Source organism: Herpetosiphon sp. NSE202 (assembly GCF_042688385.1).
Taxonomy (GTDB): Bacteria; Chloroflexota; Chloroflexia; order Chloroflexales; family Herpetosiphonaceae; genus Herpetosiphon.
This window is the reverse complement of record NZ_JBHUPY010000012.1, coordinates 259,321-279,356: the sequence shown is the minus strand read 5'-3', so window position 1 is coordinate 279,356 and position 20,036 is coordinate 259,321. Positions and strand designations below refer to the sequence as shown.

At 51.4% G+C, this 20,036-nt stretch carries 24 protein-coding genes; 12 read left to right on the top strand and 12 right to left on the bottom strand.

The annotated features are described in order from the left end of the window. Positions 1-7: 7 nt before the first annotated feature. From ACFMKP_RS15715 to ACFMKP_RS15685, 7 genes are all read left to right on the top strand, one after another. Positions 8-397, top strand: coding sequence for a hypothetical protein (locus ACFMKP_RS15715; RefSeq protein WP_382292955.1), 390 nt, complete (start codon positions 8-10; stop codon positions 395-397). 63 nt (positions 398-460) lie between these two features. Further along, the gene (gene mvaD / locus ACFMKP_RS15710) at positions 461-1,465 is read left to right on the top strand and encodes a diphosphomevalonate decarboxylase (protein WP_382292953.1); all 1,005 of its coding nucleotides are present in this window, start codon (positions 461-463) and stop codon (positions 1,463-1,465) included. Positions 1,466-1,476: 11 nt separating this feature from the next. Next, complete coding sequence (locus ACFMKP_RS15705) at positions 1,477-2,541, top strand: sortase (RefSeq protein ID WP_382292951.1); 1,065 nt, start codon at positions 1,477-1,479, stop codon at positions 2,539-2,541. 7 nt (positions 2,542-2,548) lie between these two features. Beyond that, a complete protein-coding gene (locus tag ACFMKP_RS15700; RefSeq protein ID WP_382292949.1) occupies positions 2,549-3,706 on the top strand; it encodes a tetratricopeptide repeat protein in 1,158 nt (385 codons plus the stop codon). Between the two features lie 73 nt (positions 3,707-3,779). Further along, entirely contained in the window at positions 3,780-4,538 is a 759-nt protein-coding gene (locus ACFMKP_RS15695) for a class I SAM-dependent methyltransferase (protein ID WP_382292947.1), read from the top strand. Then, positions 4,535-5,044: a hypothetical protein gene (locus ACFMKP_RS15690; RefSeq protein WP_204756374.1), complete on the top strand. Its 510-nt coding sequence runs from the start codon at positions 4,535-4,537 to the stop codon at positions 5,042-5,044. The genes ACFMKP_RS15695 and ACFMKP_RS15690 overlap by 4 nt, the downstream gene beginning before the upstream one ends. A gap of 74 nt (positions 5,045-5,118) precedes the next feature. After that, on the top strand, positions 5,119-5,691 hold the full coding sequence (locus ACFMKP_RS15685) for a hypothetical protein (protein ID WP_382292944.1): 573 nt from the start codon (positions 5,119-5,121) through the stop codon (positions 5,689-5,691). 376 nt (positions 5,692-6,067) lie between these two features. Here ACFMKP_RS15685 and ACFMKP_RS15680 read toward each other — a convergent pair whose 3' ends face one another. Both ACFMKP_RS15680 and ACFMKP_RS15675 read right to left on the bottom strand, forming a co-directional pair. Continuing rightward, positions 6,068-6,883, bottom strand: coding sequence for a TIGR02452 family protein (locus ACFMKP_RS15680; protein WP_382292942.1), 816 nt, complete (start codon positions 6,881-6,883; stop codon positions 6,068-6,070). After that, a complete protein-coding gene (locus ACFMKP_RS15675; protein ID WP_382292940.1) occupies positions 6,880-7,662 on the bottom strand; it encodes a GNAT family N-acetyltransferase in 783 nt (260 codons plus the stop codon). Before ACFMKP_RS15675 ends, ACFMKP_RS15680 begins: the two co-directional genes overlap by 4 nt. A 169-nt stretch (positions 7,663-7,831) precedes the next feature. Here ACFMKP_RS15675 and ACFMKP_RS15670 point away from each other — a divergent pair, with 169 nt between their 5' ends. Both ACFMKP_RS15670 and lon read left to right on the top strand, forming a co-directional pair. Continuing rightward, on the top strand, positions 7,832-8,284 hold the full coding sequence (locus ACFMKP_RS15670) for an Hsp20/alpha crystallin family protein (protein ID WP_204756378.1): 453 nt from the start codon (positions 7,832-7,834) through the stop codon (positions 8,282-8,284). A 30-nt stretch (positions 8,285-8,314) separates the two neighbouring features. Continuing rightward, positions 8,315-10,762, top strand: coding sequence for an endopeptidase La (gene lon, locus ACFMKP_RS15665; protein ID WP_382292938.1), 2,448 nt, complete (start codon positions 8,315-8,317; stop codon positions 10,760-10,762). A gap of 57 nt (positions 10,763-10,819) precedes the next feature. Here lon and ACFMKP_RS15660 read toward each other — a convergent pair whose 3' ends face one another. The 5 genes from ACFMKP_RS15660 to ACFMKP_RS15640 all read right to left on the bottom strand — a co-directional run bounded on the left by ACFMKP_RS15660 (position 10,820) and on the right by ACFMKP_RS15640 (position 14,433). Next, positions 10,820-11,206: an STAS domain-containing protein gene (locus ACFMKP_RS15660; protein WP_054534364.1), complete on the bottom strand. Its 387-nt coding sequence runs from the start codon at positions 11,204-11,206 to the stop codon at positions 10,820-10,822. A gap of 30 nt (positions 11,207-11,236) precedes the next feature. Then, a complete protein-coding gene (locus ACFMKP_RS15655; RefSeq protein ID WP_204756380.1) occupies positions 11,237-11,701 on the bottom strand; it encodes an ATP-binding protein in 465 nt (154 codons plus the stop codon). A 10-nt stretch (positions 11,702-11,711) separates the two neighbouring features. Beyond that, positions 11,712-12,176: an ATP-binding protein gene (locus ACFMKP_RS15650; RefSeq protein ID WP_083469822.1), complete on the bottom strand. Its 465-nt coding sequence runs from the start codon at positions 12,174-12,176 to the stop codon at positions 11,712-11,714. Between the two features lie 173 nt (positions 12,177-12,349). Then, entirely contained in the window at positions 12,350-12,892 is a 543-nt protein-coding gene (locus ACFMKP_RS15645) for a YaeQ family protein (RefSeq protein ID WP_382292935.1), read from the bottom strand. 8 nt (positions 12,893-12,900) lie between these two features. Further along, positions 12,901-14,433, bottom strand: a complete 1,533-nt coding sequence (locus tag ACFMKP_RS15640) for a hypothetical protein (RefSeq protein ID WP_382292933.1) — start codon at positions 14,431-14,433, stop codon at positions 12,901-12,903. Between the two features lie 694 nt (positions 14,434-15,127). Here ACFMKP_RS15640 and ACFMKP_RS15635 point away from each other — a divergent pair. Both ACFMKP_RS15635 and ACFMKP_RS15630 read left to right on the top strand, forming a co-directional pair. Further along, positions 15,128-16,006: a deoxyribonuclease IV gene (locus ACFMKP_RS15635; protein WP_382292931.1), complete on the top strand. Its 879-nt coding sequence runs from the start codon at positions 15,128-15,130 to the stop codon at positions 16,004-16,006. Beyond that, a complete protein-coding gene (locus tag ACFMKP_RS15630) occupies positions 16,007-16,519 on the top strand; it encodes a DUF5679 domain-containing protein (RefSeq protein WP_382292929.1) in 513 nt (170 codons plus the stop codon). A 58-nt stretch (positions 16,520-16,577) separates the two neighbouring features. On the opposite strand, the gene ACFMKP_RS15625 is transcribed toward ACFMKP_RS15630, so the two are convergent. Next, complete coding sequence (locus ACFMKP_RS15625) at positions 16,578-16,787, bottom strand: type II toxin-antitoxin system HicB family antitoxin (RefSeq protein ID WP_382292927.1); 210 nt, start codon at positions 16,785-16,787, stop codon at positions 16,578-16,580. Between the two features lie 87 nt (positions 16,788-16,874). Between ACFMKP_RS15625 and ACFMKP_RS15620 the strand changes: the two genes are divergently transcribed. Then, entirely contained in the window at positions 16,875-17,360 is a 486-nt protein-coding gene (locus ACFMKP_RS15620; RefSeq protein WP_382292925.1) for a hypothetical protein, read from the top strand. A gap of 163 nt (positions 17,361-17,523) precedes the next feature. On the opposite strand, the gene ACFMKP_RS15615 is transcribed toward ACFMKP_RS15620, so the two are convergent. The 4 genes from ACFMKP_RS15615 to phoU (ACFMKP_RS15600) form a co-directional block, all read right to left on the bottom strand. Beyond that, positions 17,524-18,081 (bottom strand): MOSC domain-containing protein, encoded by a 558-nt coding sequence (locus ACFMKP_RS15615; protein WP_382292923.1) that lies wholly within the window; start codon positions 18,079-18,081, stop codon positions 17,524-17,526. 97 nt (positions 18,082-18,178) lie between these two features. Then, complete coding sequence (locus tag ACFMKP_RS15610; RefSeq protein ID WP_382292921.1) at positions 18,179-18,490, bottom strand: hypothetical protein; 312 nt, start codon at positions 18,488-18,490, stop codon at positions 18,179-18,181. A gap of 71 nt (positions 18,491-18,561) precedes the next feature. Next, positions 18,562-19,251 carry a phosphate signaling complex protein PhoU gene (gene phoU, locus ACFMKP_RS15605; protein WP_382292919.1) on the bottom strand — a complete coding sequence of 230 codons (690 nt, stop codon included), beginning with the start codon at positions 19,249-19,251 and terminating at the stop codon, positions 18,562-18,564. A gap of 40 nt (positions 19,252-19,291) precedes the next feature. After that, the gene (gene phoU, locus ACFMKP_RS15600) at positions 19,292-19,960 is read right to left on the bottom strand and encodes a phosphate signaling complex protein PhoU (protein ID WP_382292917.1); all 669 of its coding nucleotides are present in this window, start codon (positions 19,958-19,960) and stop codon (positions 19,292-19,294) included. Positions 19,961-20,036 lie beyond the last annotated feature (76 nt).

Below are 20,036 nucleotides of genomic sequence, written 5' to 3'. Positions count from 1 at the left end.
GACAACGATGTCTGAGCTTTTTGAAGTTAGCGAAGTGCACAATTATGGCGGATTTTTTGGCGGCGATACAGTGACCCTCGACGTGATGGCAATTGCTGATCACAACGATTGGCGACCATTGGTGATCGATGCCAAAGCCTTGGAAAATATTCCAGAGCGGCATAATTTGTTGGCTGGAATGGTCTTGACCCTCGAATTTAGTGGCGAACGGGTTGATCGGGCGGTGTTGATTGCGGCACGTGACTACGACGAATTACGGGCCGCACTTGGTATTGCCCAAGTGCCTACTATGAGCGCTGAGCCAATCAAATTGAGTGGTTGCTGCAACCAATGCCAGCGCTGGCTGCCAGCCCAACATCTGCATGCGCAAGGCTGTGTGGTGTGTACGCCAGCCTAAATTGGCCTGCTGATCTGCTACAATAGAGCTACTGAATTTGTTTATTTGTACGTGAGGAATGGTATGAAACAGCTTTCGCATGCGGCAACGGCAGTGGCTTGTGCCAACATTGCGTTTATCAAGTATTGGGGCCAGCGCGACGCGCATCTGACTCTTCCAACCAATGGCTCGATCTCCATGAATCTTGATGGCTGTCTAACCGAGACAACCGTACAATGTTTGCCCGAAGCCGTGGAAGATAGCGTTTGGCTCGCCTTGAGCGGTGGCGAGGAAGTTCAGGCCAAAGGTCGCCAGTTTGAGCGAGTCATCCAACAGATTGAGCGTTTGCGCCAATTGGCGGGGGTTAGTGAGCGGGTCGAAGTGCGCTCGCGCAATAATTTCCCTTCTGATGCTGGCATTGCCTCATCGGCTGCGGCCTTTGCTGCATTAACCAGGGCTGCGGCTGCGGCTTTTCGCTTAGAGCTTGATGAAGCAGAATTATCACGCCTAACGCGGCTTTCTGGCTCTGGCTCGGCCTGCCGTTCGATTCCAGCGGGCTTTGTTGAATGGTTTGATGATGGCACGCATGCTGGCTCGTATGCAGCCCAAATTGCGCCACCAGAGCACTGGAATTTAGTTGATATTGTGGCCGTAATTAGCACTGAAGCCAAACATGTTGCTTCAACCAGCGGCCATAGTGTTGCCACCACCAGCCCCTATTTCCCTGTGCGTTTGGAAGGCATTGAACAACGCTTAGCCGATGTGCGCCAAGGCATTCTTGAGCGCGATATTCAGCGTTTGGGCCAAGCCTCGGAAGCAGATGCCATGTCGATGCATGTGATTGCCATGACCGCCCACCCAGCAACAATGTATTGGTTGCCTGGCACCTTGGCGGTGATGCAGGCAGTGCAGCGCTGGCGGGTGCAAGATAATTTGCAAAGCTACTGGACGATTGATGCCGGCCCGAATGTACATGTGATTTGCGAAGCCAAAGATGCGCCTGAAGTCGAAGCGCGGCTCTGCGAGTTGGATGCTGTCCAGTGGACAATCGTTAATGGTGCTGGCCCCGAAGCGCGTTTAGTTGGATAACAGGTGAGCCTATGTTGCGCCGATTACGAATCTATCTCTTGATCGTTGGCTTGTTGGCGTTGACCGTCAGTGCTGGCTCAGCGGAAACTGCTGCGGGCCAGCCGCGCTATTTTGCCGAAACTGGCCACACTTTAGCCTACAATTTTCGGCTGTTTTGGGAGCGTAACGGCGGCTTGGCGATCTTTGGCTATCCAATTACTGAAGTGTTTGTTGAGGCTGGCCGTCCGGTGCAATACTTTGAGCGAGCACGTTTAGAGTGGCATGCAACCATTGGCTGGACTTTAGCGGGCCATCTTGGGCGCTGGGCCGCCGAAGATTCTGCTGATCAGCCAGCCTTCAAACCGCGCAGCGAGGCCGCCTACCCTGGCCAAATTTTCTTCCCCGAATCAAAACACACCTTGGGCGGGCTATTTCGCCAGTATTGGGAGCGCAACGGTGGCTTGCAAGCCTTTGGCTATCCGCTATCGGAAGAATTTTTAGAGCGCAACCAACAAGATGGCCAGATTTATACGGTGCAATATTTTGAGCGGACGCGCTTTGAATATCATCCAGAGCTGCCAGCAGCCTATCAAGTATCGTTGGGCCACTTGGGCCGCCAATATTTGGATGCGACGAATACTGCGCCGGAATGGGCCAAGCGCAAAGTTAATAATGCTGAGGCTGCTTGGCAAGCCTTGCTCCCAACCCGTATCACGATGCCGCGAATTGACCTTGATAGCCCAATTATCGAAGCTGGCTTTTCGCTTGGCACGTGGGATGTGCCAACTGATGCAGCGGCGCATTATTGGCCAGTGGCAGGCTTTCCAACAACGGCTGGGAATATAGTCCTAGCAGGGCATGTCGGCTATCGTGGTATTATCTTCAGTCAGCTACCCAACGCAGTTGTCGGCGATAGCTTGCTATTAACTGTCGATGGCGCAGAGCGGCGCTACCAAGTGACTGAGATTCGTACCGTGACCCCCGACCAAACGTGGGTGATGGACCCAACCGCTGAAGAAACGGTTACGTTGATCACCTGTGTGCCAATCGGTGTCTATTCGCATCGCTTGATTGTGCGTGCGAAGCCCCAACCGTAGGAGTTGTATGTCAGCACCTGTTCAACAATTAATTCAACAAGGCATTCAAGCAGCGCGGGATGGCAACCATGCAGAGGCCCGCCTGATTCTGCGCCAAGCGCTGAGCGCTGATTCAAGCAACGAGCAGGCTTGGCTTTGGCTAAGCGCAGTTGAAGCAACAAATAGCGAGAAAATCGCCGCTTTGCAACAGGTTTTGGCGATTAATCCAGCCAATGCTGCGGCCAAACGTGGCCTTGAGATGCTTAAGCCAACCCAAATTGATTTTGCAAATTTAGGCCAGACAAGCACTGCCGCTCCAGCGAAAGCCAGTTTTTCTCCGCCACCAGCCCGCGCCGCAGGCAACAGCAGTTTACTGCAGCCTCGACCTAGTTTCGATCCCAGCCCAGCTGTGCCTGCAAGCAACCAAAGCTTGAATACTGTGGCTCCTAGCCTGCCAACGCATGCTGCTCAGCCACAAACAGTAGCTCCAGCAGTAGTCGAGGTTAAGCCAACGCCAGAGGCAGAAAATGCCGTAAATTATGCGAATGATTTGGTTGGTTCGTTGCGCCCTGCAATTGCCAAAGGCCCCAAAAAACGCTCAGTGCTGCCGACCAGAAGTGAATTGATCATTTCCGCTATTCTTCTTGTATTGCTGGTTGGCGGCTTTAATCTAGTGCGTTCGGCTTTAGCTGGGCGGCTTGCTGGCTCGCGCGATAGCAACGCTGTTACTGCGAGCGAGCGGGCAACTAGTGAAGCCTTGCTTGGCTGGAATACTGGTCGCCCAACGCCGGTTGTCGAGGTCGTGATTGATCCTGCTCAGCCTAGCCCTGTCCAACCAGTCCAGCCAGTGGCCAGCGGTAACCTTCATCAATCGCGCAGCTATTTCTTAACGATTGGCGAGACAGTTGTGTCGAATGATGGCAATCAGGTACTGGTTAATGTGACGCTCCAAAATCCTACCAACCGACCAGTAAGCTTTCGGGCTGCCGATTTTACCATCCAGACCAATGTTGGGGCGTTGCCAATTACGGCCCAATCAACCATTCTGAGCACCCTGACAATACCTGGCAACAATACAATTGCTGGAATCTTGGTAGCTCAAGCTAATAATGGCGGGATTAAATCGGTCCAGTTGGTTTGGCGACCAACCAGTGGCGGCATTTCCAAAACGATTACATTACGCTAACTCAATTTCAAGCATGCCATGGTTGCTTGCTCACCCAGAGCGCAGCCATGGCGTTGCTATGTAAGGAACTTGGATGTTTGATCAGTTTGTACCCTATTATGATGCAGATTATGGCGATTTTCAGGATGATGTGCTGTTCTACCGCGAATATGCGCGCATGGCTGGTGGCAGTGTTTTAGAGCTGATGTGTGGCACTGGTCGGGTGGCAATTCCGTTGGCCCAAGCTAAGCTGAATGTGGTCGGCATTGATATTGCTCCTGCGATGATTGAACAGGCGAATGCTGCCGCTGTGAGTGCTGGCGTTGATACACATTTGAAGTTTGCAGTGGCCGATGTAACCGATTTTCAGCTTGACCAGCAATTTGGCATGGCCTTTGTAGCGATTAATTCGTTTATGCATTTGGAAACAACCCAAGCCCAAATTGCCGCCTTACATGCAATCAAGCGCCATTTAAAACCGAATGGCCTGTTGTTGCTCGATTTGTTTAATCCCGAGCCAAGCCAACTAAGTGCGGTTGATGGCCTGATGGTGCTTGATAAGAGCTTTCGCGCGAGCAATGGTAATTTGGTGCAAAAATTTGTTTATCGCAGTGTTGATTTAGCGGCCCAGCACCAGCAGGTTCAATTCTGCTACGATGAAATTCAGCCCGATGGCCAAGTGCGGCGCTGCGTCTTACCATTTGGCATGCGTTGGCTCTATCGCTACGAAGCCGAGCATTTGCTGGCGCGCTGTGGCTTTGCATTGCAGGCGGTCTATGGCTCGTATGAGCTTGATCCCTATACAAGTGAATCAGAACGAATGTTGATTGTGGCACGAGGAATTTCCCAATGAGCATGCTTGATCCCTATGAGGTTGAACGGCTCGAACGTTCGCGGAAACGGGCAACCCGCTTGTTGACGCTAGTGATGGGTTTGGCAACCATATTTTGCGGCGCGTTATTTGTCTATATTATCAGCCCGCCAGCCCGCACCTACACGCTTGGGCCGGTGAGCCAATTTCCGCTTGGCCAGACGGTTCAAGTTTCAGTTAAACAATTAGTTGCCTCGGAAACGATCGCTAGTCGACCTGAAGTTAGCGATGATCCGGTGTTGGTGACGCGGCTGAGTGCCGACCAATGGCGCGCCTTTCTGGCCTGGGATAGTCTGAGCGGTTGTATTGTAATTTATGAACAATCCAACCAAACCTATCGTGATCAATGCTCCGATCGGGTGTATGATGAACAGGGCTTCTTGATTAGCGAGAATCGGCGCTTACGCTTGGGCCAACTACCGGTCACCGTAGTTGACGAACAAGTGCAAATTCGTGATGAACTTTTGCCCGATCCTCGTCAGCAATAGCGTGACAATAGTCTATAATTGTTTGTGGGGATAGAGGTTGATTGGCCGTTGAATTTTGCAAAGAAGGAGGGCCTGTGCATCGCTTTGCGCGATCTGCCCCATTGGTGGTGGAAGAATTTGCTGACCCAGGCATTGATCAGCGCGAAGGCCCACCATTGAGTATAGGCAGTGCATTTTTAATGTTGGGAATGGTTGCTGGGGATGAGTGTCCGCCGGAAATTCTGAATTTGCTCGATCAAATTAGCGCTGACAAATGGTATCATGGCCAACTGTTTGAAACCATGTTGAACTATTTTGAGGATCGTGATCCACGCTTATTGATGGAAATTGGCCGTGGGATTTACTACTCACTAGCAGCGCAATTTCGCGAAATGGGCCTCAGCTCGCCAACCGCCATGTTGGTGGCAATGCCCGACGTGTGGCATACAGCAACTCGTGGCGCGAGTGGCGAATGGCGAACCACAATTTTGGCCGCGTATCATGCCCAAGTCGAATTGAAACAACCCTATAACTGTATGTTCGAACAAGCGGCAATGGAAGGCGTGTTGCAAGGCTTGGGCGCACGCGATGTTCAGATTACCCACGACCCATGCATCCGCAATGGCGCTCCTGCTTGTGTCTTTACGATTCGCTGGACGGAAACTTAATTAACAGCCCTTGGTTCGTTGTTTGATGCTTGCCTGTTATGCCTTGGCATAACCACGTTGCTCGCTCCTCATTGAACAGCTTAACCAAGGGCTTTTATTTTCCCTCACCCCCCAACCCCCTCTCCCACAAAAACGCGGGCGAGGGGGAGCACCCGTTTTTCGCCAAGGAGTTGCGGGAGAACCAGCGTGTTAAAGCCCCTCGCCCGCGCCACGGGAAAGGGGTTGGGGTGAGGGAATCTTAAAACCTCCCTTGTAAGCCCCAGCCCCCTCTCCCACTAAATGCGGGCGAGGGGGAGCTACCATTTTTCATCGACGAATTGCGCAAGAACCATGGGCTTAAAGCCCGTAGCACGGGCGAGGTTTAGGGTTAGGGCATTTAGCATTGCAATAGTTCGGCAAATAGCTCGACGTTGGTTTGGCGTGGGCTTGGGTCGTAGAGGGCAAAATCAATTTGTTCAAAAGGCCATGGTTGTTGGCCGATAACCTCTTTGAATAGGCGCGCGATCAGCGCTGGATCGTTGCCAAAGACCCCGCAACCCCATGCTCCCAAAATCAAGCGTTCGATTGGTTGGCTGGCGCAAAACGCCAATAGCCGCTGCATGCGTTGGCGCATAACTGGCTCAACCTCGGCACTTTGGCCAGTGCGATTTTGGCGAATTGCCCCAGCATTCACCGCCGCCATGGTAATTACATCGACCAAATACGGTTGATCAAGCCAATTACCAGCGTCATCGCAGACCACTGGAACCTTCGGTGACCAAATCAGGGCATCGGAATAGAGCAAATCGTTTTGCTGTTTATGATAGCGATAAAACTCACTACAGTTGGTCAAACACGGATACAACCCCGACGAACGGGCGATACTTTCCTCTTGGGCTTGGCTGCCACCTAAAAAACCACCGCCTGGATTTTTGGCCGAGGCGAAATTTAAAATCCCCACCCGTTGGCCTGTTTGGGCAGCACGTTGGGCAGCCTCCAAGGTTGTGGCTGCATAGATCTTGATGCCTGGTTGTTGGCTGGTGCTGCGGGCTGCCGCCAAGGCCATATTAGGCCAAACAATTGTGCTGGCTTGCTCGGCGGCATGTTGCGCTGCAGCAATACTGACCCATTGATCAGCCTGATTGAAATAGCCGCCCTCGCTCAAACAATCGAGCGTGCGTTGGGCGATAAGTTTGCGTTCTTCTCGTTTCATCGTAACCGTGCGGTTGCCTCCCAAAAACTGCCAACTTGCTGATAGCCAAGCGGCTCATAGATTTGGCGGGTTGCAAAATCGTTGCTTTTGACATCGTGAATGATATTGGTACAGCCTTGATCAAACAAACTTTGGGTCAGATGGGCAATGATCGTGCGCACATAGCCATTGCCACGCAAGGCTGGGTCGGTGTAGACGTTGCCAATCGTCGCCAAATGATCGCGGCTATTGACCAAGTGGGTTCCGCCAACTGCAACTAAAGCTCCATGGCGGCGCACGCCATAATATAACCCGCCATGCAACTGATCAGGGCTAAACGTTGGCACATCGTTCATGGTATAGAACGCCGATAATTCGCCAATATGCTGATCTTCCAGTTGCTCAAGCTGCGTGCCATTCGGCAAATCGCTGAGCTGGCCAGCCGCAATCGCAATCCGAATGATCGCTTGCTCGTTGCTGAAACGGTAGCGTTGGCCCAATACTTGGCGATAGTGCTCGTTCATATTCGCCACAATACAGGCTTTTGGCCATTCGTTTTTGGCTGCCAAGATCGCGTTAATGCCTTGGGCAGCGCCATAGGGAATTAATGCGGTAAAGGTACTGGTGCGATACCACAGCAAAATTGCCCATTGTGCGCCATTTTGCGCAAGGCTAAATTGCGAGCGTTCGCGAAATGGTGGTTGCAAATCTCCTAATGCATAGGCTGATTCAAGCCGATTTTGGCTTAGTAAGGCATGCAATGTGTGGTCGGATGGAGTGAAATCAACCTGCCAAGTCATGGAAACGTCCTGTCTTTGGGTTTGATGAAGGGATGCCGCTGCTTAAATTATAGACCTTCAGCATAAGATTACAAGATTAACACTTTGCCAACGCAGCGTCACTACTGTGTTAATGGAGCAGTGTTATGCTTTTTCTAGCAGTTCTTTTTTGTAGTGGAGGTCTAAATCGATGGCTAAGTTTCTTGTGGTTCGCCAATTGCCGCGCCTCCACACCCAACGGAGCGCCTTTGAACGCGATTGGCAAACCCCATGGCCGCGAACCAGCAGCGCCCGCGCCCTGATCTGGCGACCGCAAGCAGATGTTCATGAGTACGCCGAGCAATTTGTAATTAAGGTTGAACTGGCAGGCATGCGCGATGCTGCAATTGAAGTAACCCTCCACGATGGTGTGTTGTATGTCAGCGGCCAACGTGAGGAGCATTGCCCAAGCCAAGGTGTTCACATCCATGAATTGGGGATTAATTATGGCCATTTTGAGCTAGAGTTCGCGCTTCGTGCTCCAATCGACGAGGCCGCAATTAGCGCTCGCTATGACGATGGCATGTTGATTATCACCTTGCCCAAGCGCAATCCAGCCCAAGCCGAACCACGGCGGATCACGATTGAACAAACCAACGTCTAACTCGCATTGGTGCTAAAAAGGGGTTTTTGTATGTCAGATTTTGAACGAACAACCACGATTCCAGATGAAATCGCGATTTTGCCATTATTGGGAACGGTTGCCTATCCTCAAACCATCGTGCCTTTGGCCGTTGGTCAGCCAGAGTCGATTCGTTTGATCGACGATTTGATGGCTGGGCAACGAATTGTTGGCTTGGTGGCGCTAAAAAACGAAGAAGAACGACCCAACCCAGTTACGCCTGAAGATTTTTATCAACTTGGCAGCGCTGCGGTTGTGCATAAATTGATGAAATTGCCCGATGGTACCTTGCGCGTGGCGATGCAAGTGCTTGAGCGGATTGAGATTGTTGAAATTATTCAAACTGAGCCATATTACCGCGCCAAAATTCGGGTTGTGCCCGACCAATTGATCGAGAGCGAAGAGCTTGAAGTTATCGCTTTGATGCGCTCGATTGGTACAATTGCCAGCCAAATTGCGCCCCTGATTCCACAATTTCCAACCGAGTTGTTGAATTCGGTGCTGAGTGAAGAAGATCCACGCCGTTTGGCCTATTTGGTGGCTTCGTATGCCCGCATGAGCGTGACCGACCGCCAAGCGGTTTTGAGCGAACCAAGCATCAAGCAAAAATTGCTCAAATTAAACGAAGTGCTGACCCGCGAGCTGAATGTGCTGCAAATTGGTCAGCAAATTCAATCGCAGGTGCAAGATGAGCTTGGCAAATCGCAGCGCGAATATGTGTTGCGCGAACAACTCAAAGCAATTCGTAAAGAGTTGGGCGAAACCAATGAGCAAGAAGTGGAAGTTGATCGTTTGGCCGAGCAAATCGAAGCTGCTGGCATGAGCGCCGAAGCCCACGAGCAAGCCATGCGCGAGCTTGATCGGCTGCGCCAAATGCCTGCTGCTGCCGCCGAATATAGTGTCATTCGCAGCTATTTGGAAACCTTGATTGCCTTGCCATGGCAAAAACGCAGCGACGACACGATTGATGTAGCGCAAGCTGCCGAAATTCTCGATGCCGACCATTATGGCTTGGCTGAAATCAAAGAGCGGATTTTGGATTACTTAGCGGTGCGCGAGCTGCGGCGCAAGCGTTCGCCAGAGCGTGATCCGGGCCGTGGGGCAATTCTGTGTTTCGTTGGCCCTCCAGGCGTTGGCAAAACCAGCCTTGGCCGTTCGATTGCCAAAGCTATGAATCGCGAGTTTGTGCGTTTGTCGTTGGGCGGCGTACACGACGAGGCTGAAATTCGTGGCCATCGCCGCACCTACATTGGCGCAATGCCTGGCAGCTTAATCCAAGCAATTCGGCGTAGCGGGGTCAACAATCCAGTTGTGCTGCTCGACGAAATGGATAAGCTCAGCTCAGATCATCGTGGCGACCCAACCTCGGCCATGCTTGAGGTGCTTGATCCAGCTCAAAACGCCAATTTCCGCGACCATTATTTGGATGTGGCTTGGGATTTATCGCCAGTGATGTTTATTGCAACCGCCAATACCTTGCAAACCATTCCTGGGCCATTGCGCGATCGCTTGGAAATTATTCAGCTTGGCAGCTATACAACCCGCGAAAAGTACGAAATTGCCCAGCGCTATTTGGTGCCAGAGCAACGCGAGCAACATAGCCTTGAGCAAAGCGAAGTCGAAATTCAGCCAGATGCCTTATTGGTCGCAATTGAAGAATATACCCGCGAAGCTGGCGTGCGTAATTTGGAGCAACACATTGGCACGGTGATGCGCAAAGCAGCGCGACAAGTTGCGCTTGGTTCGGCCACGCCAATTGTGGTTGATCCAGCTAAAACCCGTGAATATTTGGGCAAGCAACGTTATTTCTCGGAAATTCACGAGCGCACCGATCGGCCTGGGATTGTGACAGGCTTGGTTTGGACTCCGGTTGGCGGCGATATTATCTTTATCGAGGCCACCAAAATGACCGGACGCGGCAACTTTGCGTTGAGTGGCCAGTTGGGCGATGTGATGAAAGAATCGGCGCGGGCTGCATTAAGTTGGGTGAGGGCTGAAGGCGAAAGCTATGGTATCGACCCCCATTTTGCCCAGCATTTCGATTTGCATGTGCACGTGCCAGCAGGCGCGCAACCAAAAGATGGCCCATCGGCAGGGATTGCCATGGCCACGGCCTTGGTTTCATTGCTCACAGGCCGTGCCTTGCGCGACGATGTGGCGATGACTGGCGAAATTACCTTGCGCGGCAAAGTGCTGCCAATCGGCGGCGTGCGCGAAAAAGTGCTGGCAGCCCATCGCGCAGGCATTCGAACGATCATTTTGCCACAGCGCAATCTCGCTGATTTGGATGAAATTCCAGCAGAAGTGTTGGCCGAAATGGAATTCCACGGCGTTGAGCATGTTGGCCAAGTGATTGAGCTAGCCTTGCGCAAAGAGCCGAGCGAAGCACCAGTCAGCGTGCCAGAATCGGCGGTAATGGAAAACTTAATCCAATCAGATGTCGAAGTCTTGGTTCATTAAACCCAAACAGCGCCGTTGGAATTACTCCAACGGCGCTGTTTATTTAAGCATCTGTACTTATTGTTTGGTTGGTTCGCTGGCGGCTTTTTGATGGCGTTGCATCGCAGCGATAGCTTCTTCTTCGGTGGCGAAGATGTCGGCATATTGGGCGAGACCGACCATGCGGAAAATCTTTTGGAAGTGGGGGCTAAGGCCGCTAATTGCCAGCTTTTGGGCTTGGCGATTGACCTCAGTGACCACCCCAATTAAAATAGCAATCCCCGCGCTGTTGATATAATCGCTTTGGCGCGAGTTGATAATAATATACTTAGCGCCATCTTTGCTAACGCCTTCGTATGCACCCGTAATGGCCTCTTCGGCAAATGTCGTGACATCACCTTCGAGATCAATAATCCAAATCCCGTCACGTTGACGGGTGGTAACTTTCAATTCATCATCAATCATAGGTCTAAAACTCCTTGACCAAGGATCGCGCTAGGCTGTGGCTGATCCATGCCGTCGTGGTGGATTATACATCGCTAATCGGAAACGATTGCCTTGTCCGGGCCGTGACGGTAGAAAGCCGCACTCATCAACAAGTTGTTCAATGAGCATTAAGCCCATCCCTCGCGCCGATGCCAGCCCAGCAAGTTTTTGCTCGATGGTTGCTGTTTCGATCTCTTGGGAGGGGTGAAAACGAAGACCTTCATCGCTAATAACCAACACCAGCCGATTGCGTGAAATCGTGCAGGTGATATGGATGCGGCGTTGGGTTTGGCGCTGATTGCCATGTTCGATGGCATTGATACAGGCCTCGCTGAGCGCCGTGCGTAAATCCTCAACGCGCGTTGGGTCAAACCCCATATTCCGTGCGAGCGTACCAATTGCTTCACGGGCGATTTTTTCATAGCCAAGCTGGCTGGGAAATATCAGTTCGATGGAGGCTTGGGTTTGCGCCATGTTCTTCAACTCAACGATCTAGGTGGATAACCATCCGTAATTTATTGCCGCCTGATGGTGCGACCGAAAACTGGACCTCATCCATCAGTTCTTTAATTAACCAGATTCCCCAACCACCTTTATCGTCGCTATGCAATACCTGGTGAATGTCGGGTGTACGCTCAGTGATGGTCTGATCGAGGATTTTACGCCCTTGATCGGCCACATCAACAATCAACCCGTCATCGCTGCCAGTAAAGACCACCACGACTTTCATTGCTGAATCGTGTTGATTGCCATGTTCAATTGCATTCGTTACTGCTTCGCTGACGGCAGTGCGCAGCGAATCAACGCGATCATGAGAGAAGCCCATCCGTTTCGCCATTGCACTGGCGGTATCCATGGCGACTTTCTCGTACCCCAGCCGACTCGGCAAGTGGAGTTCAATCACCCGTTCTTCATCGCCACTAGGGGCCATGTATTGTGGATTGGACATTTGGAAACCTCACGTCGCTCGCAATGACGATGCTAGCCCTCAATATACCATAGGCGAATAAGCGTATGCAAGCTTGATTTTGCCGCTGCTAGCACTTGCGCGCAGGCTACGTTTCTGCCGAGTATAACAAAGGTTTCTGGCTGCTTCAAGACCTACACTTATAATTATCGTTGCTAGTTATTAATCCGATGTTCTTCAATTTGGCTATTCAGGCTTTGGCCTGCAATTTCCACATATATTTGTTGTTCAGTCACTGAAATACCTAAATCACAGCGGCGTTCGATCAAATTGGCAACGGTTTCAATAAAGCGTCGATCAAAGGCATAGACCGGAATTTGCTCTGCTTGATAGATGGTTTTGCCGCTGAAATTGCCCAGCACTTGGGCAACATCGCGATGGGTGTAGACCGCCGCGCGTCCAGCCCGTTTGCTGCCGCGATGTAAACGCTCGGCATCTGGCGCGCCAACTTCAAACCAGCCAGTCACTTGTCCGGTCAAATCGCGAATCCAGACAGCTGGTTCGTCGCCAGCAGCCACGCCTTGGGTAAAGGCAATGCCATCCGTGTATTCCAAACAATAGGCCAAAATCCGCATCAACATATATTCTGCTGATTCAGATGGCTGGCGAGCGACGCGCAGCTCTAATTGCTCGTAGACGTTGCGGTCAACATTCGCCAGATCAACATTAATCGTATAAATGGTTGCACTGAGTGCCATGAATGCTCCTAATTAAGTAATTTTTGATAGATTGCTAGCTCGAAGGGGTTGCCATTGCTGTTGACCCCATAATACTGCTTGAGCAAACGAAACTGGGCGGGGTTTTCCAACAAACTGCGGGGCGTTTGCCATTGCAGCGTCCAAGCAAAGCGCGAATCCCAAACCACAATACTGCCAACTGGCGCTTGCGCCACGGCGCTAGGCGTAATCGACTGATACTTGGTTGGATCATAGGGATCGATGCCTGTGCCATAGGCAAACCATGGAATTGCCGCCAAAACCAGCTGCTGGCGATGCTCGCTTTGCTTAAACCATACAGTGCTGTTGAGCACTTGCTGGTCGCTATCCTGCATGATAAAAGGTTGCACCCGAATGAATAGCCCCAATAGCCCGACGATCACGCTAGCACCAACCAAGCGCTGATACCACAACGTTTTGAGGGTTGGCAGCATCAGCAACGCCACCAAACCAATGCTGAGCAACGCATCATAGAGCACAATTCCCCGAGTTCGCCAGCGAATCCAGGCCATGCCGAGCATGCCAACGATTACCAAACCTAAGGCTCCGCGCATTGCCCAACGCTGCCAATTGATGGTTATTGGTTGACGTAATGCGTGCAGTCCATAGGCGCTAAATGTGCCAATAAGCGGCGCTAAAATGGCTAAATGGCGATCGTAGCCAGCAATTTGGGTCGCGGGAATTTTCCAATAACTGAGTGCCAAAATTGCGATATAGCCAACCGTCCACGAGTGCAGGGAGTTCCAGCGCATGCGCAAAAAGCCATACACCGCCAGCGCAAACGGCACGCTGCCAAAGGCAACTGGCAAGCGCGTGATGTAATGCCACCACGGGCCAGTGCCATAAAACGCCACGCTGCCGCCTTTTTCAAACAACACCCGATCAAGCGGAAACAGCAGGTTTGTCCAATCGTTGAGCCGCAACGCCCAAAAACAATTCCAAATCAACATTGGCAAGGCCATCAGGCCAAGCTGCCAGTAGCGCCGCTCTTTGACCAGGCTAAAAGCGAAGAAGATTAATAGTGGCAGCGTTTCATAACGAGCCAGCGGAATCAAGCCTGCAAACAAGGCCATTAAATTCCAGCGTTGGCGGCGTTGAGCCAGCAAGGCTGCTGCCAAATAAGCCGCGCAGGGCAATTCAGTTAATGCAGCAAAACTGAGGCGAGCAAATTCTGGCTGAATGCCAGTGAAGATTGCCGCCAACCAATACCACTCAACCGCGAATTCTGCTGCCAAATAGGCAGCTAAACCACAGATCAAAGCTGCCAAAATGGCGCTTTGCATGTGCACTGCCGTCAAGCCAAACTGGCTGATCAGCGCATACAGCACGGTAAAGCCAGGTCGCCCCCAAACATCAAGCAACAATTCTGGGTGTTTGAGGCTCCAGCGGGCAATCAAAAAATGCTGAATCGAATCGTCGCTGTAGGTGCCGCTAGAGCGCAACCCATAGCTTATAAAAATTAACAGCAACAGGCCACAGCTTAGCCAGAACCATTTGCTTGAACGGCGCAAAAATCCCACCACACATTCCTCGTTGGCTCATTCGAACGTCTGGCAGTATACCACTGGTCGGCTGGGGATCGGAAAACGGCAACCGCGAAGAGCACGAAGGGGTGAGGGATCAGGGGCTAGGGGTCGGGGATTGGGAAACGAAACCGCGAAGAGCACGAAGTGCACGAAGGTTAAGTTTTTGGCCACAGATGGCACAGATTTTTTGATTCGCGTTCCAATAGTCTATATCCAATAGCCAGCTTGTCTCCGCGTTAAACGATTGATCCACGAAGGACACGAAGAGCACGAATTCCACGAAGGTTAGGAATAAAAATAAACAACAACAATCCTACACGTGAATATTTGGGGGTGCTTATAAGGGTAGGTTTAAAAAAAGCGTGGTGGTTAAATATTCCCTCACCCCCCATCCCCCTCGCCCACGAAAACGCGGGCGAGGGTGTGCAACCATTTTTACCAAGGATTTTTGCAAGAACCACCTCGTTAAAGCCCCTGGCCCGTTGGACGGGAGCGGGGTTGGGGTGAGGGGATCTTAACAACCTACCCTTGTAAGACGGAAGGGTGGTGATCATTCATTCTTTTTTGATAAATGTCTATTTGGAATTATAGTCTGCTTTGAAGAATAAATAATTGCTGCCAAGTCCTAATCTCAGGCATAGCTTGAAAGTGCTATAATTGCAGGCGACACTTGTTTGGAGCGAGAAACCCCATGCCCAATTTAGGAGCGCATGTTTCAACCGTTGGTGGTTTGCACACAGCCTTTGAGCGCGCGCATGCCACAACCTGTCATGTGATTCAAATTTTTACCAAAAGCCAACGCCAATGGAATGCTAAGCCATTAACTGCCGCCGATTGTGCTAATTTTCAGGCGGCGCATCGTGAGGCTGGCATGCCACCCTTGATTGCCCACGATTCATACTTGATCAACTTAGGCAGTCCCGACGATAGCTTATGGGAAAAATCGATCGCAGCGTTTCGGGTGGAGCTTGAACGTTGTCAGCAATTGGGGGTTGGCGCGTTGGTCACCCACCCTGGCGCGCATGTTGGCTCAGGCGAGGCCGCAGGCTTAGAGCGGGTTGGCGCTGCATTGCGCCGCTTATTGGCCGAAAATGCTGGCGAAACCGAAATTTTGCTTGAGATTACCGCTGGCCAAGGCACAGCTTTAGGCCATAGCTTTGAGCAACTAGCCCGTTTGATCGAGCTATGCGATGGTCATCCAAGGCTTGGAATTTGCTTTGATACCTGTCATGGCTTGGCTGCTGGCTACGATTTTCGCACTGCCGAAAGCTACCAACGCACGTTTGAGCATTTTGATCGTTTAATCGGCATTGAGCGCTTGCGGGCCTTCCATCTCAACGATTCCAAGAACGATCTTGGCAGTCGCGTTGACCGTCATACCCATATTGGTGAGGGATTTGTGGGTTTGAGCGGTTTTGAGTTAATTATGAACGATCCTCGCTTTCAAACGATTCCGATGGCCTTAGAGACCCCGAAAGAACCAGATGAAAGCGCAGATATTCGCAATTTAGCAACGCTGCGTGGTTTGCGCCGCTCAGTTGTTAGCTCAGCACCACAAAGCGAGGTATAAATGGGAAACCAACCAAAAAGCAAACGCCGGTTGTGGGTGTCGTTGTTGTTGGGCTTGGCCGCTGTGGTGGTGATTGTGCGGCGCAAGCTGCAACCAATCGATTCGTCTCCAATTTTGCCACCGCCACCGCCGCCACCATCAGATCCACCGCGGATCGTCTTGCCAACCGATATTTTAACCACTGAAGTCGCGACCAGCGCTCCCGAAGTCGAAGCCGATCCGGTTGCCATCGAGCCAGAGCCAGTTGCTGATGAAGCGCCATTGTTGGAACGCGAAGTTGGTGGCAATGACGCTGCGAGCGCTGAAACCACTGAGCCAGTCGCTGAAGCTGAAACCCCAGCCGAGGATGATGAGGATGAGGATGAGTTGCGCAGCTACTGCGTCTCATGTCGCGCCAAGCAGCCAATGATCGATGCTCATGAAGAGTTGACCGAAAATGGCCGCCGTGCCTTGCGCGGAACCTGCGAAGTGTGTGGCGCAGGGATGTTCCGCTTTTTGCCCAACAAAGATTAATCGCTAAATGAGCTTTGGCAACCCCCAGTCAGTTTCAAAATGCTGGGGGTTGTTGATTTTAGCCCTTGGCTTCAGGCTCAAATTCAATATAATCAACTAAGGTAGTCGATGGCGGAATCTCTTCGCCTTCCAAATGGAATACAATCGCTTCTTGCAACAGTTGTTTAACTTCTTCTGGCGTTTCACCAGTGGCAACACAGCCTAAAACATCGAGAATATAGCCTGAACAATTGTTTGGGCCTTGTTCAATCACAATTGCATAGCGCATGAGCATTCTCCTTTGCGAAGATTGATTGCGCTAGTATAGCAAATTAAGTAAACTTTGGCTGCTAATCAGTGCGAGGGAGAGAAACTGATGAATTATTTACGCATTGCACTATTATCCATGGTCTTAGGTTTGATGCTCGTGCTTGCTGCCTGCGGCACTGCCGCACCCTCAGCTGCATGTTATCCCCTGAATGAGATCGAACAACGTGCGGAAGTTGCCTTTTTGCCAGCTGATACGGTTCGCTTGAGTTATGAGGCAACTAGTGGGGAAAATTATCAAGAAAGCCCATATTATGGGGTTGTCCGCGTCGTGATGGGCAGTATGCAGAATACAAGCAGCGTCTTCCAGACCTACAGCAACTATCTTCAGCAGCAAGGATGGTCGCAAAACATCGCGCATGCTGATGAGATTATGTGGTCAAAAGATGCACTGACCCTGAGGCTCATTGCTACTGATCCCACGAACAGTCGTGGTATTCCAGCCGAATCGAAACAAGTTCATCGCACATGGTATGTGCTCTTGCTTGGAGAATCCAAAGCAAGTGAATGCCCAACCGCCGCAGTACCGAAATAATCTGTGAAAGCCCTAAAACTCCAAACGGCCCAGTTGGGCCGCTTGAAGAAGAGAAGAGTGTGTGTGAGGAGGAAGGATTTGTGTATAGTATCGCCTTCCTAGCTTACCGAGAACCTAACGATTGCTCACACCCATAGTCCTATATTCCTGCCTGCCATGAGGGTTAGATTTTGCTAACAATATCCCCTTGGCGAATTGTGCCTGGCTGCACAACTCGGGCATTGATGCCGCGCAAGTGCAATTCCTTGCCGACCGCCGAATTGACAAACTTAATCGCATCTTGGCCATAGCGCTGGGCAAATTTTTTGCAGCCATTATGTGGTTGATCGGTTACCTCGATAATTGCATCGCCAATTGCCAAGCGCGTGCCTGCTGGCAAATTCTCGTCGCTCAAATCAAGGTCGACAAATAATTGATCACCAGCCAATTGCCAACGCTCTTGATCTGGCGAGAGCAGGCCAATCGCCCGTACATTGATAATATTCAGCTGCATATCGGGGTGCGAGCTACCATCCTCGGTGCGCGAACTGCCGCGAGTTTTCCAATTGTCGCCAACTAAGCCTTCGCCCAAATCAAGCTGGCCTTGATCGAGCACTTCGCGTTGCTCGCTGGCAGGTCGACGAACGATTAATTGCAAAACCCCTTGATTCTTGGGCGCTTGGCGAATATGGTCTAAGCCAGCTTCAAGCGTCTCCATTGGAACATATTCAAGATCGATCATGCTACCTACCTCAGCCTAAACAAAAAAACGAGCCTCCTGTTGGAGACTCGCTGCGCCAACTGTGGCGCTTTATTATGCCATAGCCATGGCTGTGATGCTAGCGGAATTTGAGCAAATTGCCCAATTTGATTCCGTGGGCTTGCAAGCGTTTGCCAACATTGCCCAAAACCCAGGCAATTGGGGCGATTGCGGCCAAGGCTAAGCCTAGCCACAAGCTAAGCGACCAAGTTTCAAGCAGCGCCGCCCGCCAAACGAGCAGTGCGCCAAGCGCTGAAAGGCCAGTCCAAATGCCAAGCAGCCAGAGCATACTTGCGCGACCTTGGATCGCACCACGCAATGTCGCTACTGCAACCCAGCCGAATCCCAGCAATGCCAAAAAGCCGAGCCACGCCAATAACGTCCAAATCATACATCCTCCAATGCCAAGCAAATGCAATCCGAGGATACTACGCTGCTCACGCCCCGAGGTTCCAGCCCAATTTAGTGATTGAGCGCCACAACTTTGCCCGTAATCAGATATTCGATCTGTTCAGCCAAGTTGGTAACCCGATCGCCGAGCCGTTCGAGATTATGCGCCAAGGTCAGCAAGTGAATGGCGGCGGCAGCCAGTTCAGGGCTGCTAGTTGAAATTTTAACTGTGGCTTCGAACATCTCACGATACAATTGATCGATCACATCGTCGAGCGTCGTTACGCGGTCGGCAAAGCTACGATCGTTTTTGCGCAACGCTTCGAGGCCAGCATGCAAAATTTCGCTGGTGCGCTGGCTCAATTCGCTAATTAAGCGCGGAATTGGCTGCGGCATTTCGGCGACGCTCACAAAATTGGGGGTGGCAGCAATTCGTTCCTGCAATTTACAGATCGTCGCCGCATAATCACCCATGCGTTCTAGCTCTGGCAGAAGGCTGAGAACCACACTCACCAAGCGCAAATCACGGGCTAATGGCTGTTGGGTTGCGATGATCAACAGGGCTTGATCATGCAACCGCTGCACCTCGTGATTGATTGTTTGGTCGTTTTGCACAACCTTGCGCACCGCCGCTTGATCGTAAAGTTTGATTGATTGCAGCGCTTCAGATAAGGCTGCTTCAACCATGGTGCCAACGCGAAAAACCCCATCGTGCAACTCGGTGAGTTGTTCATCAAAAACTTGACGGTGAGACACGCCCATTGAAAACCTCCAACAGAGAATTTGCCAACCTGTTCCTCAATTACGCCCGTTGTTCATTCAGGTCGGCGATTTGCCCTGTTGCCATAAAGACAACCCGTTCACCGATATTGGTGGCACGGTCGGCGATGCGTTCGAGATTATGCACAACGTACAATAAACGGGTTGCTTGTTCAACAGTGCTGGCATCAGCAATCATAACTTCGAGAATTTCGCGTTGAACGCGATCGGTTTGGTTGTCGATTTCGTCATCGGCAGCGCTGAGGGTTTTGGCCAGCTTAACGTCAATCCGCGTATAGCATTCCAAAGCGGTGCGTAGCATCGTTTGCGCTTTGCTGGTCATCGATGGCACTTCAGCTTGCGGCTTGAGTGCTGGCGTTTGGCCTTGCCGAATCGCAATTTTGGCAATTCCTTCAGCATAATCGCCAACGCGTTCAAGCTCACTCGCAATCGTAATAATCGCACTCACTAAGCGTAAATCACGCGCGACTAATGGTTGTTGGGTTGCAAACAGCAAGAGGGCTTTTTCTTCCAAAGCATATTGGGCTTTGTCAATTAAATCATCGTTGCGAATAACATCCTGGGCCATGGCCTCGTCGTGGTTGGTTAAGGCCTGAATCGATTGGCCAATGGCGGTTTCGACCAACGCTCCCATGCGTAAGAGATCATCATTCAGTGACCGAAGTTGCTGCTCGTAATGTTCCCGTGACATACCATCCTCCGATGCGCTAGGAAGGCTACGCCTGCTGGATAAAGTAGCTGAAATGTCGAATTAGCTTCCCGTGAAT

Excerpts from the sequence above, each read along its gene's own strand:
- ACFMKP_RS15715 (WP_382292955.1), top strand. The coding sequence starts at position 8 with ATGTCTGAGCTTTTTGAAGTTAGCGAAGTGCACAATTATGGCGGATTT.
- mvaD (WP_382292953.1), top strand. The coding sequence starts at position 461 with ATGAAACAGCTTTCGCATGCGGCAACGGCAGTGGCTTGTGCCAACATT.
- ACFMKP_RS15705 (WP_382292951.1), top strand. The coding sequence starts at position 1,477 with ATGTTGCGCCGATTACGAATCTATCTCTTGATCGTTGGCTTGTTGGCG.
- ACFMKP_RS15700 (WP_382292949.1), top strand. The coding sequence starts at position 2,549 with ATGTCAGCACCTGTTCAACAATTAATTCAACAAGGCATTCAAGCAGCG.
- ACFMKP_RS15695 (WP_382292947.1), top strand. The coding sequence starts at position 3,780 with ATGTTTGATCAGTTTGTACCCTATTATGATGCAGATTATGGCGATTTT.
- ACFMKP_RS15690 (WP_204756374.1), top strand. The coding sequence starts at position 4,535 with ATGAGCATGCTTGATCCCTATGAGGTTGAACGGCTCGAACGTTCGCGG.
- ACFMKP_RS15680 (WP_382292942.1), bottom strand. The coding sequence starts at position 6,883 with ATGAAACGAGAAGAACGCAAACTTATCGCCCAACGCACGCTCGATTGT.
- ACFMKP_RS15675 (WP_382292940.1), bottom strand. The coding sequence starts at position 7,662 with ATGACTTGGCAGGTTGATTTCACTCCATCCGACCACACATTGCATGCC.
- ACFMKP_RS15670 (WP_204756378.1), top strand. The coding sequence starts at position 7,832 with ATGGCTAAGTTTCTTGTGGTTCGCCAATTGCCGCGCCTCCACACCCAA.
- lon (WP_382292938.1), top strand. The coding sequence starts at position 8,315 with ATGTCAGATTTTGAACGAACAACCACGATTCCAGATGAAATCGCGATT.
- ACFMKP_RS15660 (WP_054534364.1), bottom strand. The coding sequence starts at position 11,206 with ATGATTGATGATGAATTGAAAGTTACCACCCGTCAACGTGACGGGATT.
- ACFMKP_RS15655 (WP_204756380.1), bottom strand. The coding sequence starts at position 11,701 with ATGGCGCAAACCCAAGCCTCCATCGAACTGATATTTCCCAGCCAGCTT.
- ACFMKP_RS15650 (WP_083469822.1), bottom strand. The coding sequence starts at position 12,176 with ATGTCCAATCCACAATACATGGCCCCTAGTGGCGATGAAGAACGGGTG.
- ACFMKP_RS15645 (WP_382292935.1), bottom strand. The coding sequence starts at position 12,892 with ATGGCACTCAGTGCAACCATTTATACGATTAATGTTGATCTGGCGAAT.
- ACFMKP_RS15635 (WP_382292931.1), top strand. The coding sequence starts at position 15,128 with ATGCCCAATTTAGGAGCGCATGTTTCAACCGTTGGTGGTTTGCACACA.
- ACFMKP_RS15630 (WP_382292929.1), top strand. The coding sequence starts at position 16,007 with ATGGGAAACCAACCAAAAAGCAAACGCCGGTTGTGGGTGTCGTTGTTG.
- ACFMKP_RS15625 (WP_382292927.1), bottom strand. The coding sequence starts at position 16,787 with ATGCGCTATGCAATTGTGATTGAACAAGGCCCAAACAATTGTTCAGGC.
- ACFMKP_RS15620 (WP_382292925.1), top strand. The coding sequence starts at position 16,875 with ATGAATTATTTACGCATTGCACTATTATCCATGGTCTTAGGTTTGATG.
- ACFMKP_RS15615 (WP_382292923.1), bottom strand. The coding sequence starts at position 18,081 with ATGATCGATCTTGAATATGTTCCAATGGAGACGCTTGAAGCTGGCTTA.
- ACFMKP_RS15610 (WP_382292921.1), bottom strand. The coding sequence starts at position 18,490 with ATGATTTGGACGTTATTGGCGTGGCTCGGCTTTTTGGCATTGCTGGGA.
- phoU (WP_382292919.1), bottom strand. The coding sequence starts at position 19,251 with ATGGGCGTGTCTCACCGTCAAGTTTTTGATGAACAACTCACCGAGTTG.
- phoU (WP_382292917.1), bottom strand. The coding sequence starts at position 19,960 with ATGTCACGGGAACATTACGAGCAGCAACTTCGGTCACTGAATGATGAT.